The sequence below is a fragment of the Pantoea dispersa genome (genome assembly GCF_019890955.1).
Taxonomy (GTDB): domain Bacteria; phylum Pseudomonadota; class Gammaproteobacteria; order Enterobacterales; family Enterobacteriaceae; genus Pantoea; species Pantoea dispersa.
Genome location: NZ_CP082346.1, coordinates 2235709 through 2248046 on the forward strand (window position 1 = coordinate 2235709; position 12338 = coordinate 2248046).

Annotated in this window: 11 protein-coding genes and 3 tRNA genes; 10 read left to right on the forward strand and 4 right to left on the reverse strand. The window is 56.3% G+C overall.

All coding sequences use genetic code 11. The features are described 5' to 3' along the window. The first annotated feature begins 312 nt into the window (after positions 1 to 312). Positions 313 to 1104, forward strand: coding sequence for a C40 family peptidase (locus K7H94_RS10325; protein ID WP_058757687.1), 792 nt, complete (start codon positions 313 to 315; stop codon positions 1102 to 1104). Between the two features lie 56 nt (positions 1105 to 1160). Here the strand turns inward: K7H94_RS10325 and cydH are convergent, their stop codons facing one another. Beyond that, complete coding sequence (gene cydH, locus K7H94_RS10330) at positions 1161 to 1250, reverse strand: cytochrome bd-I oxidase subunit CydH (RefSeq protein ID WP_021506219.1); 90 nt, start codon at positions 1248 to 1250, stop codon at positions 1161 to 1163. A gap of 273 nt (positions 1251 to 1523) precedes the next feature. On the opposite strand from cydH, the gene purR reads away from it, so the two are divergent. Further along, positions 1524 to 2549, forward strand: coding sequence for an HTH-type transcriptional repressor PurR (gene purR / locus K7H94_RS10335; RefSeq protein ID WP_021506220.1), 1026 nt, complete (start codon positions 1524 to 1526; stop codon positions 2547 to 2549). Here the strand turns inward: purR and punR are convergent. After that, a complete protein-coding gene (punR, locus tag K7H94_RS10340; protein WP_059011034.1) occupies positions 2546 to 3457 on the reverse strand; it encodes a DNA-binding transcriptional activator PunR in 912 nt (303 codons plus the stop codon). The two genes, purR and punR, sit on opposite strands and share 4 nt — an antisense overlap. Positions 3458 to 3566: 109 nt before the next feature. On the opposite strand from punR, the gene punC reads away from it, so the two are divergent. Together punC and cfa are read left to right on the forward strand one after the other, a co-directional pair. Beyond that, complete coding sequence (gene punC, locus K7H94_RS10345; protein ID WP_222951002.1) at positions 3567 to 4769, forward strand: purine nucleoside transporter PunC; 1203 nt, start codon at positions 3567 to 3569, stop codon at positions 4767 to 4769. A 310-nt stretch (positions 4770 to 5079) separates the two neighbouring features. Next, the gene (gene cfa / locus K7H94_RS10350) at positions 5080 to 6228 is read left to right on the forward strand and encodes a cyclopropane fatty acyl phospholipid synthase (RefSeq protein ID WP_088515859.1); all 1149 of its coding nucleotides are present in this window, start codon (positions 5080 to 5082) and stop codon (positions 6226 to 6228) included. 48 nt (positions 6229 to 6276) lie between these two features. Here the strand turns inward: cfa and K7H94_RS10355 are convergent, their stop codons facing one another. Continuing rightward, positions 6277 to 6930, reverse strand: coding sequence for a riboflavin synthase subunit alpha (locus tag K7H94_RS10355; RefSeq protein ID WP_222951003.1), 654 nt, complete (start codon positions 6928 to 6930; stop codon positions 6277 to 6279). 198 nt (positions 6931 to 7128) lie between these two features. On the opposite strand from K7H94_RS10355, the gene K7H94_RS10360 reads away from it, so the two are divergent. From K7H94_RS10360 to K7H94_RS10385, 6 genes are all read left to right on the forward strand, one after another. Next, positions 7129 to 8502 carry an MATE family efflux transporter gene (locus tag K7H94_RS10360; RefSeq protein ID WP_222951004.1) on the forward strand — a complete coding sequence of 458 codons (1374 nt, stop codon included), beginning with the start codon at positions 7129 to 7131 and terminating at the stop codon, positions 8500 to 8502. 153 nt (positions 8503 to 8655) lie between these two features. Next, positions 8656 to 8732 (forward strand) — tRNA-Val (locus K7H94_RS10365). A 3-nt stretch (positions 8733 to 8735) separates the two neighbouring features. Next, a tRNA-Val gene (locus K7H94_RS10370) sits at positions 8736 to 8812 on the forward strand. 12 nt (positions 8813 to 8824) lie between these two features. Further along, a tRNA-Val gene (locus tag K7H94_RS10375) sits at positions 8825 to 8901 on the forward strand. A gap of 344 nt (positions 8902 to 9245) precedes the next feature. After that, positions 9246 to 10658 carry a pyruvate kinase PykF gene (gene pykF, locus K7H94_RS10380; protein ID WP_215800176.1) on the forward strand — a complete coding sequence of 471 codons (1413 nt, stop codon included), beginning with the start codon at positions 9246 to 9248 and terminating at the stop codon, positions 10656 to 10658. Between the two features lie 305 nt (positions 10659 to 10963). After that, on the forward strand, positions 10964 to 11200 hold the full coding sequence (locus K7H94_RS10385) for a major outer membrane lipoprotein (RefSeq protein ID WP_007374746.1): 237 nt from the start codon (positions 10964 to 10966) through the stop codon (positions 11198 to 11200). Positions 11201 to 11275: 75 nt separating this feature from the next. Here K7H94_RS10385 and K7H94_RS10390 read toward each other — a convergent pair whose 3' ends face one another. Continuing rightward, complete coding sequence (locus tag K7H94_RS10390; RefSeq protein ID WP_058780649.1) at positions 11276 to 12313, reverse strand: L,D-transpeptidase family protein; 1038 nt, start codon at positions 12311 to 12313, stop codon at positions 11276 to 11278. Positions 12314 to 12338: the final 25 nt, after the last annotated feature.

Below are 12338 nucleotides of genomic sequence, written 5' to 3' on the forward strand. Positions count from 1 at the left end.
CGCGACTGAAAACGGGATTTTGCCTTAGCCGGCGCATATCGCCATGTTTGTTAAGTTCGCGCGCCACGAATAACATTTTCATATCATCAATAAGCATTAATCAATTAATAATTAGCAATAATTCCGCTGGGTTAAACAGCTGAAATCGCTCATTTTTGCCCCACTTTCAGTACCGTGACAGATTAATGGAAAAAGACCTTACCTTTTGCAAAAAAAGTGGATTAGAATTGCCCCGGTGCTGATCGTCGATCAGATTTTTCTAACTTTACCGCGGTCTGGCTTCCTGCCGACGGCTTAACCTGTAACCGGACTATGCGTTTACTGATTACGCTTTTCATACTGGCTTTTGCCCAACTGTTCTTTAATGTGGCGGCGGCTTCTCCGCATGCGCCGGTTAATGCCAGTTTGCAGAAAGCGGAGAAAAAGAACGCGCGTGAAGATGAGCGTCGCAAACGACGCCCGGTGAAAACCACCAGCAAAAAGTCACGCCTGACGTCGGTACAGAAGTTCAGGCTGAAAAAACAGCAGAAAAGCGAAACGGTACTTCAGCACACCACCCAGCGCAAATCCTCACTTAAGCTCAGTGCGAAAAAATATGGTCATCAGCGGCTGGCGAAAAAATCGCGTGACGTTGCCGTTGATGATGAAGTGCAGCAGCTGAGCGGCATTAAAATGAGCAAAGCCCACCGCCTGCGCTATCAAAAAGCACGTGAAACCGCGATGACGAAACTGATGGGCCAGCTGGGTAAACCGTATCAGTGGGGAGGCACCTCACCGCACACCGGTTTCGACTGCAGTGGTTTAGTGTGGTACGCCTACAAAGATCTGGTGAAGTTTAAATTTCCCCGTACCGCTAATGAGATGTATCACCTGCGCGACGCCGCGCCGATCAAGCGCGAGATGCTGGAGAAAGGCGATCTGGTGTTCTTCCGCATCAACAACCGCGGCACCGCCGACCATGTCGGGGTTTATCTGGGCAATGGTAAATTCATTCAGTCTCCGCGCACCGGGAAGGATATCCAGATTAGCGCGCTGGGCGAGGATTACTGGCAGAAGCATTACGTTGGCGCACGCCGTATGATGACGCCGAAAACCGTGCGCTAATCTCAGTGTTGCGCAACAAAAAAGCCGGTGGCTGTTCAGCAGCACCGGCTTTTTTATTAATGCAGAATGGCGGTAAAGCTAAAGGCAATAATCATCAGCAGAGCAGCGGCGGTGGTGGTCAATGCCAGTTTTAAATCGGTACTCATCACAACTCCTTAGTCACACAGTTTGCATGGTTAAATAATTTTCGCACAGTGATGGGCAAAAATCTCGTGTTATCCGCCCCGGCTTGCTAGAATCGCCGCCTTTCGTTGCGCAACAGATTTAGCGCATGCTGCATTGACAGCCTGCTGAAGGATGTTTCCCTGCCCGATTAAGCAGATTAGCCCTGATATTCAGGGCGCAAAACCATTAGCAGACGCAAACGTTTAACAATATACTTATCAGTAAGTTGCGATAAGCCCAGGAGTACCATTTTCATGGCAACCATTAAAGATGTGGCGAAACGCGCCGGGGTCTCAACCACCACGGTTTCGCATGTCATCAACAAAACGCGTTTCGTCGCGGAAGAGACGCGTAACGCCGTATGGGAAGCGATTAAAGCGCTGCACTATTCACCGAGCGCGGTGGCCCGCAGCCTAAAGGTGAATCACACCAAGACGCTGGGCCTGCTGGCGACCTCCAGCGAAGCGCCCTACTTCGCCGAAATTATTGAAGCCGTGGAGAATCACTGCTTTGAGCGTGGTTACACGCTGATTCTCGGCAACGCGCATAACGATCTGCAAAAACAGCGTGCCTATTTGTCAATGATGGCGCAAAAGCGCGTCGATGGCCTGCTGGTCATGTGCTCCGAATATCCCGACGATCTGCTGCAGATGCTGGAAGAGAACCGCAATATCCCGATGGTGGTCATGGACTGGGGCGAATCGCGCGGAGACTTTACCGATACCGTGCAGGACAATGCGTTCCACGGCGGTTACCTCGCCGGGCGATACCTGATTGAGCGCGGCCATCGCGATATCGGTGCTATCCCTGGCCAGATGGAGCGCAACACCGGTGGCGGTCGTCATGCGGGTTTTCTGCAGGCGATGCAGGAAGCGGGCATCAGCGTCCGTCCCGAGTGGATTGTGCAGGGTGACTTCGAACCGGAGTCAGGTTATCAGGCAATGCAGCAGATCCTGAACCAGAAACAGCGCCCGACGGCGGTATTCTGCGGCGGCGATATCATGGCGATGGGCGCGATTTGCGCGGCCGACGAGATGGGACTGCGCGTGCCGCAGGATATTTCGGTAATTGGCTATGACAATGTGCGCAACGCGCGCTACTTCACCCCGGCGCTGACAACCGTGCACCAGCCGAAAGCCCAGCTGGGGGAAAAGGCACTGGAGATGCTGCTGGACCGCATCACCAGCAAACGCGAAGAACCGCAGACCATTGAAGTGCAGCCCACGCTGATTGAGCGCCGCTCCGTGGCCGATGGCCCGTTCCGCGATTACCGCCGTTAAGCCGCCTTCTCGCTGAGCCACTCGTGGTTCAGCGTCTCCGCATCGCCCAGATATTCCAGCAACCACGCCAGCGCCGGTGACGCGCGCTGCTCAGACCAGCTGACGCAACACGGGCTGTCCGGAAACGGCTGCGGCAACGCCAGCTCCACCAGCGCGCCGCTGTCCAGCAGCGGGCGCGCCAGGTGGCCCGGCACCATGCCCACGCACAATCCGGCCTGCAGGCAATCCAGCCCGGTTTCCCACTCCGGCACCACCAGCCGCCGCTGGTTATCCAGCGTCCACGTCATGCGGCGCGGCAGCGCGCGCGACGTATCTTCCAGCACCAGCGACGGCCAGGCGCGCAGGGTTTCGTCGTCCAGCTGCGGACTGTGAGCCAGCGCATGCTGCGGACTCACCACGCAGCGCCAGTTGAGCGCGCCCATATCCTGAAAGGCGAAGCGGCCGCCGACCGGAATAGCCTGGGTGGCACCAATCGCCACATCGACACGACCATCAGCCAGTGCGTCCCACACGCCGTTAAATACTTCGTAGCTGATGATCAGCTCCATATCGGGGAAATGACGGTAAAAATCCTTTACCAGCTGGCGGGTGCGCTGCGGTTTGACGATGCAATCTACCGCGATACTGAGCTGACCGCGCCAGCCGTTGGCCAGCTGCTGACACTGACGGCGCGTGGCCAGCATTTTTTTGATAACAGAACGCCCTTCACGCACAAAATGCTCGCCTGCTGCCGTCAGCACCACTTCGCGATGCTGCCGCTCAAACAGCGGTACCGCCAGCCAGCCTTCCAGCTGGCGCACGGTATAGCTGATGGCAGAGGGCACGCGGTGCAACTCCTGCGCCGCCGCGCTAAAACTGCCGGTGCGCGCTACCGCGTCCACCACCTCAAGTGCATATTCCGACCACATAGTTTTCCCATCAAAAATTTTAACAGCACCCTGCAAATATTAGCGTTTCACAAAGCCCGCTGCACCCTTTTACACTCCCCGCCGTTCAACCTGCCGAATGAGAAAAACCATGCTGTCATCCAAAGGATTTCTGCCTTACCTTGCCGTGCTGAGCATGCTCGGCTTTCTGGCCACCGATATGTATTTACCCGCCTTCGGCGCCATGCAGCGCGACTTTGCTTCCGCACCGGGCACCATCAGCGCCAGCCTGAGCCTGTTTCTGGGCGGCTTTGCCTGTGCGCAGGTGCTGTGGGGCGTGCTGTCGGACCGCTTCGGCCGCAAGCCGATTTTACTGGCTGGCCTGAGCGTGTTTGCGCTGAGCTGTCTCGCCATGCTGTGGGTGACTAACGTCTGGCTGATGCTGGCGCTGCGCTTTGTGCAGGCGGTAGGCGTGTGCGCCGCAGCGGTGAGCTGGCAGGCGCTGGTGGTTGATCGCTATCCGCAGGCCAAAGCCAACAAAGTGTTTGCCACGATTATGCCGCTGGTGGCGCTGTCGCCGGCGCTGGCACCGCTGCTCGGTGCCTGGCTGATGGCCCATTTTCACTGGCGCGCCATCTTCCTCGCGCTCACGCTGGTGACGCTGGTGCTGCTGTTCGGCACGCTGAAGCTGACCAGCGCGCCGCGTGCGCGCCACGACAGCGCGCCACAGCCGGGCTGGCTGACGCTGCTGGCGACGCGTGTTTACAGCGGTAACGTACTGATTTATGCCGCCTGCTCCGCCAGTTTCTTCGCCTGGCTGACCGGCTCGCCGTTTATCCTCGCCGCCGCGGGTCTGAGCCCGGCGGACATTGGCCTGAGCTATATTCCGCAGACCATCGCCTTCCTGCTGGGCGGATTTGGCTGTCGCGCACTGCTGAATCGCTTTCAGGGTGCGCAGCTGCTGCCGTGGTTGCTGATGATTTACAGCCTGAGCATTCTGGGCCTGTTTGCGGTGGCGCTGATGACTACGCCGCCGCTGGTGGCTCTGCTGCTGCCGTTCTGCGGCATGGCGCTGGCCAATGGCGCGATTTACCCGATTGTGGTGTCCACCGCCCTCGCCCCGTTCCCGCAGGCCACCGGCAAAGCGGCCGGCCTGCAGAATCTGCTGCAGCTGGGCTTATGCTTCCTCGCCAGCCTTATTGTATCCGCCGGTCTGCAGCAGGCGCTGTTACATACCACGCTGGTCATGGTGGCGACAGTGATCCTCGCGTGGGCCGGTTTCCTGTGGCAGCGCAGCGCCAGCGCACAAAGTGATATTGCTCACGCTTCCCGTCCCTGCGAAGATAATTGCTAAGGCAACGATTATCGTTAGCAAACTAACGATAAGCCATTGAATACTGACCTGCGTGAGCATATACTCAGTAGGTCAGCATTTCTGCAACAAATCAATAACATAATGAGCGTATTTTTTAGCGACACTGTCGCTGGGATGGCGTCTGCACGATATTCACCTCCGGAGTTGTGGCAGACATTTCTATTCAGATTCATACCTCTGTAATACGTCGGCTATCTGGCGCACGGATTTTCCGTGAGTTCTCTCACAGGCCTGAGGAATTTGACTATTCTTTTTCTCAGGTTCAAATCGGAAAGGTGATGGAGAAGCTATGAGTTCATCGTGTATAGAAGAAGTGAGCCTTGAAGAAAACCAATGGTTTCGTATCGCCCATGAATTACTGGAGCGGGCGGACATTCACATCAACGGCACACGCCCCTGGGATATTCAGGTCAGACATGCGGATTTTTTCAAACGGGTCCTGCAGGAGGGATCGCTGGGCCTCGGTGAAAGCTACATGGACGGCTGGTGGGAGTGTGAACGTCTGGATATGTTCTTCCACCGCGTGCTGAAACATCATCTGGATAAGCAGTTACCGCACCATTTTAAAGATACGCTGCGCATTGCCGCGGCGCGCCTCACCAATCTGCAGTCAAAGAAACGCGCCTGGATTGTTGGTAAAGAGCACTACGATCTTGGCAACGACCTGTTTTCACTGATGCTCGATCCGTTTATGCAGTACTCCTGCGGCTACTGGAAAAGCGCGGAAACGCTGGAGCAGGCACAGCAGGACAAGCTGGATATGATCTGCCGCAAGCTGCAGCTTGAGCCGGGCATGACGCTGCTGGATATCGGCTGCGGCTGGGGCGGACTGGCGGAATTCGCCGCGCGTCATTACGGGGTGAAAGTGCATGGCGTGACTATCTCTGCCGAGCAGCAGAAAATGGCGCAGCAGCGCTGTGCCGGTCTGGATGTGACCATTCTGCTGCAGGATTACCGTGATTTGAACCAGCAGTTTGACCGCATCGTGTCGGTGGGCATGTTCGAACACGTCGGGCCGAAAAACTATGCCACCTACTTCGATGTGGTTGATCGTAACCTGAAACCGGAAGGCCTGTTTTTGCTGCACACCATTGGGGCGATCAGAACCGACATGAACGTCGACCCGTGGATCGATAAATACATTTTCCCGAACGGCTGTTTACCGTCGGTACGGCAGATCGCCGATGCCAGCGAATCTCACTTCATCATGGAAGACTGGCACAACTTTGGCGCGGATTATGACACCACGCTAATGGCCTGGTACGAGCGATTTCAGGCGGCATGGCCGCAGCTGGCGGAGAAGTATGGCGAGCGTTTCAAACGGATGTTCAGCTATTACCTCAACGCCTGCGCCGGTGCGTTTCGCGCGCGCGATATTCAGCTGTGGCAGGTAGTTTTCAGCCGCGGCGCTGAAGGCGGTTTGCGCGTGGCGCGTTGATTTCCGTGCAATGCTAAAAGGCGCTTACCGCGCCTTTTTTATTCGCGATTACTCCGCGTCCGGCAGCGTTTGTGCCACCAGCGCGGCCGCGGCATCACGCTGCGCCAGCACACGTTCGACGGTGTCGACAATCGCCTGGGTATGCGGATCGATTTCGATATTGACCCGGTGCCCCAGCTTCTTCGCGCCCAGCGTGGTGCGCTCCAGCGTTTCCGGGATCAGGTGCACGCAGAACTTACTTTTGGTGACATCACCAACCGTCAGGCTGATACCATCGATGCCGACGAATCCTTTATGCAGAATATATTTGATCTGCTCAGCGTCCTGTAATTTAAACCACACTTCGCGGTTATTCTCTGACTGGATAATTTTACAGATTTCGGCGGTGGTCATAATATGGCCGGACATCAGGTGTCCGCCAATTTCATCGCTGAATTTCGCGGCGCGCTCAATATTCACGATGTCACCAACCTGTAATTCACCAAGGTTGGTGATGCGCAGCGTCTCTTTGATAAGATCGAAGCTGACGCGATCGCCGTCAATGGCGGTCACCGTCAGGCAGCACCCGTTGTGCGCTACCGAGGCGCCCAGCGCCAGGCCGGGCAGCAGCTCAGCAGGCAAGCGCACGTTGTGGGTGCGGAACAACTCTTTTTCTTCAATGGCGACAATTTCTGCCGTGCCCTGCACAATTCCGGTAAACATAATTTCAGCCTCTGCGAAGTTTGTGGCAGTTTATCACAGCTTGCGCCGCAAGGTTTAATTTGCCGGCGCGCAAACTTTACACAAATGGCGCAACCAATTGCGATCAATGTTTGGCGGAAGTGCGGGCTACCGCTACACTAGGTCGCGCATTCTTTGGGGATTCCGCCCCGCTCTCTTCTTAAATAACGCAGGTGATACGTGCAGAAGTATTTAACAGAAGCGCGTCAATTGCTGGCCCTCGCGATCCCGGTCATCCTTGCTCAGGTGGCACAGACCGCGATGGGATTTGTGGATACCATAATGGCCGGTGCGGTGAGCGCCACGGATATGGCCGCCGTTGCTGTCGGCACCTCTATCTGGCTTCCCGCCATTTTGTTTGGTCATGGTCTGCTGCTGGCATTGACGCCAACCGTTGCGCAACTCAACGGATCCGGGCGACGCGAACGCATCGCAGAACAGGTGCGCCAGGGTTACTGGCTGGCGGCGGGCGTGGCGCTGCTGATTATGGTGGTGCTGTGGAACGCCGGCTACCTGATTCACACCATGCATGACATTGATCCTCAGCTGGCGGCCAAAGCAGAAGGTTATCTGCACGCGCTGCTGTGGGGCGCACCGGGCTACCTGTTTTTCCAGGTGGCACGTAATCAGTGTGAAGGGCTGTCGAAGACTAAGCCGGCGATGCTGCTGGGTTTCCTCGGCCTGCTGACCAACATTCCGCTGAACTATGTGTTTATTTACGGCCATTTCGGTATGCCTGCGCTGGGCGGCGTGGGCTGTGGCGTCGCCACCGCGTCGGTTTACTGGGTGATGTATCTGGTGATGCGCTTCTGGCTGAAGCGCATGCCGGCCATGCGCGATATTCGCATGCATAACCGCTGGTCGCCACCGTCGCGCGCCATCCTGACGCGCCTGTTCACGCTGGGATTACCGGTCGCGCTGGCGCTGTTTTTCGAGGTCACGCTGTTTGCCGTGGTGGCGCTGCTGGTGTCGCCGCTCGGCATTGTGAAAGTTGCTGGTCATCAGATCGCGCTCAACTTCAGCTCGCTGATGTTTGTGCTGCCGCTGTCGCTCGGCGTCGCCACCACCATTCGTGTCGGCTACCGTCTGGGCCAGGGCTCGGCCGAACAGGCCCGCATCGCCGCGTGGACCGGTCAGTGCGTGGGTATCACCATGGCGGCGATCACCGCGCTGTTTACCGTGACCTTCCGCCACGATATTGCCGCGCTCTATACCGCGAATCCGGAAGTGATTACCCTGGCGGCGCAGCTGATGCTGCTGGCGGCCATCTACCAGTTCTCGGATTCGATTCAGGTGATCGGCAGCGGTATCCTGCGCGGCTATAAGGATACGCGCTCGATCTTCTTTATTACCCTGATCGCCTACTGGGTGCTGGGGCTGCCGGTGGGTTACGTGCTGGCGCTGACCGACTGGGTGGTGGCACCGCTGGGGCCGGCCGGTTTCTGGTGCGGATTTATCGTCGGTCTGACATCGGCGGCGGTGATGATGATCTGGCGCATCCGCCGTCTGCAGCGTTTACCGGCGCAGGTGATTCTGGCGCGCGCCGCGCGCTAAGTGGCTGAGCGGGCGTTTATTTGGCCCGTAATGGCGAAAAAAACGACGCATAGCACAGTTGCTGGTCAGTCGTCAGGAAAAATCACTTTTCCGCTTGCCAGCATCACGGCCTGCCGTTAATATTCGTCCCCGCTGTCGCCCTGACAGCGTGTTGCGCTCTTAGCTCAGTTGGTTAGAGCACCACCTTGACATGGTGGGGGTCGATGGTTCGAGTCCATTAGAGCGCACCAAGTGCGTCCGTAGCTCAGTTGGTTAGAGCACCACCTTGACATGGTGGGGGTCGGTGGTTCGAGTCCACTCGGACGCACCAGATTTCTGAAATGCGCTCTTAGCTCAGTTGGTTAGAGCACCACCTTGACATGGTGGGGGTCGATGGTTCGAGTCCATTAGAGCGCACCACTTTTGCTGTTATCTCCCTTGCGCAACTCGCCTTTCCTTGATCTGAGTCGGTTTTCTCCCTCTGCTTTTATATTGGTTTTCGCATACTTAGCGACTATACTATGCCGCGTTGTTCCACCTGAAAGGTTTCAGCGCTAACGTGCCTATGCCAGCCACTTACATCATTTGCGCAACGCCGTCGCTACGGTCTCTCCGCCCGGCGCATAACTTCTCTGCACGCTTAGCCGTCGTCACCTATTCTTACTTCTGTGTCAAACGTACCAACACCAAACAGATTTTTACTTCGGTGCCAGGCGCATCGAACCCCGACCTTTATCATCCATCACAACTTACAGAAATCTGACATGAAAAAGACCAAGATCGTTTGTACTATCGGTCCGAAAACCGAATCCGAAGAGATGCTGACTCAACTGCTGGAAGCGGGCATGAACGTCATGCGCCTGAACTTCTCTCACGGGGATTATGCCGAACATGGTCAGCGCATCACCAATATGCGTGCCGTCATGGAAAAAACCGGTCGCCAGGCCGCGATTCTGCTGGACACCAAAGGCCCGGAAATCCGTACCATGAAACTGGACGGTGGCAACGATGTGTCCCTGAAAGCTGGCCAGACCTTCATCTTCACCACCGATCAGTCAGTGATTGGTAACAGCGAGCGCGTTGCCGTTACTTACGCCGGTTTCACCGAAGACCTGAAAATTGGTAACACCGTGCTGGTCGACGATGGTCTGATCGGCATGGAAGTCACCGAAGTCACGGAAAACACCGTGGTGTGTAAAGTGCTGAACAATGGCGACCTTGGCGAAAACAAAGGCGTCAACCTGCCGGGCGTGTCCATTCAGCTGCCGGCGCTGGCGGAAAAAGACAAACGCGATCTGATCTTCGGCTGCGAGCAAGGCGTGGATTTCGTTGCGGCTTCCTTCATCCGTAAACGTTCTGACGTGCTGGAAATCCGTGAGCACCTGAAAGCCCACGGCGGTGAGCACATTCAGATCATCTCCAAGATCGAAAACCAGGAAGGCCTGAACAACTTCGACGAGATCCTGGAAGCCTCTGACGGCATCATGGTCGCGCGTGGTGACCTCGGTGTGGAAATCCCGGTTGAAGAAGTGATCTTCGCGCAGAAGATGATGATCAAGAAGTGTAATAAAGCGCGCAAAGTGGTAATCACCGCGACGCAGATGCTGGATTCCATGATCAAGAACCCGCGCCCTACCCGTGCTGAAGCCGGCGACGTGGCCAACGCCATCCTCGACGGTACCGACGCGGTGATGCTGTCCGGTGAGAGCGCCAAGGGTAAATACCCGCTGGAGTCGGTCACCATCATGGCGACCATCTGCGAGCGTACCGATCGCGTGATGAAATCGCGCATCGATTCCCTGCAGGATTCGCGCAAGCTGCGTATCACTGAAGCAGTGTGCCGTGGCGCCGTTGAGACCGCTGAGAAACTGGAAGCGCCGGTGATTGTGGTGGCGACCGAAGGCGGTAAGTCGGCTAAATCCGTGCGTAAATACTTCCCGGATGCCACCATTCTGGCCCTGACCACTAACCAGACCACTGCGCGTCAGCTGATCCTCAGCAAAGGGATTGAAACGCGTCTGGTGAGCGAAATCGCCTCGACCGATGATTTCTACCGCATCGGCAAAGAGATGGCGCTGCAGAGCGGCTACGCGCAGAAAGGCGATGTCGTGGTGATGGTTTCGGGTGCGCTGGTACCGAGCGGAACCACCAACACCGCGTCGGTGCACGTACTCTGATCGAGCCGATGATGTTTATTTAAAAGAGCGCCTTTCGGGGCGCTTTTTTTATTCCGCGCCTAAGACAGAAAGCGGAAAATTCCAATCGATAATAACTATTCAATATCCCGCAGAATTAAGGTTAATCCGATTAAATCTCTCTGTTTTCGCTAAATATTTTCATCATGTTCTGCGAAACGCTGCTTCTTTGAGCGAACGATCAAATTTAAGCATGTTCTCATCAAAAATTTATTCTCAACTTAAAAAGCTTTGTGTAATACTTGTAACGCTACATGGAGATTAACTCAATCTAGAGGGTATAAATAATGAATCGTACTAAACTGGTACTGGGCGCGGTAATCCTGGGTTCAACTCTGCTGGCTGGTTGCTCAAGCAACGCTAAAATCGACCAGCTGTCTTCAGACGTTCAGACTCTGAACGCTAAAGTTGACCAGCTGAGCAACGACGTGAACGCAATCCGTTCTGACGTTCAGGCTGCTAAAGACGACGCAGCTCGCGCTAACCAGCGTCTGGACAACCAGGCTCACTCTTACCGTAAGTAAGAGTTCTGGTTTGAAAAATGGTGCCCTTGTGGCACCATTTTTTTTGTCCGGATTCTGCCGTCCGCTGGCCCTGGATCACGGTGTCGCAGCGGCTTCGCCCTGCGCCTGACTGATGGTGGCTTGCGCACCGCCTGTTGCCCCCTGCTGCGTCTGCAGCACTGCCGGCAGCGGCGTCGCCTCATTCACCGGTTCCCCACTGCTCACCAGCACCGGCATGCCTGAACGACGTTCAATCGCCGCCTTTATCAGCGCACTGTCGCTCTTCGCACTCTTTATAAAGGCTTTCAGAGGCGCGCTCAGCGCAATTGGCATGGTCTGCGGATCGTCCTGTTCATTACGCGACAGCGGCTGGTGTACCTCGATGTAGCGTTTGCCGTCCGGTTCGATGGCATATTTGATCGGCTGGTTAATCACCTGTACGCGTGTACCCTGCGGCACGCTATTGAACAGCGCTTCGATATCGTCCGGGCGCAAACGAATACAGCCGGAGCTGACGCGCATCCCGATGCCGAAGTCGGCGTTGGTGCCGTGAATCAGATACTGGCCGCTGCCGCGCGCCAGACGCAGCGCAAACAGCCCCATCGGGTTATCCGGCCCGGCAGGCACCATCGCGGGCAGCGTGATGCCCTCTTTGGCGTAGCGTTTGCGGATATTGACGGTGGGCGTCCAGGTGGGGTTAGGGATTTTCTGGCTGATACTTGTCACCATGCTCGGCGTGGCAGCACCCAACTGGCCGATGCCGATTGGATAAACCACGACGCGATTTTCCCCTTTGGGATAATAGTAGAGACGCAGTTCGGCCAGGTTGATCACGATGCCTTCACGCGGCGCATCCGGCAGCAGCATCTGCAGCGGCACGGTAAGCTGCGTTCCGGCTTTCGGCAGCCAGGGGTCGACGCCCGGGTTGGCTTCCAGCATGCCAAGCATGCCTATCTTATAACGCGCGGCAATGCTCTCCAGCGGCCGTTTGTCATCCGGGACGGTGGTCAGGGTGTTTTCGCCAATCAAACGGCTATCAGCGGCTGGCAGGGGGTATTCCGTAGCAAACGCAGGTGCAGACAGTCCGAAACAGGACAACAGCAATGCACCGGCTAAACGAAGCGCAGGTTTCATGCAATTTTCTCTTTGTCGGATGGAA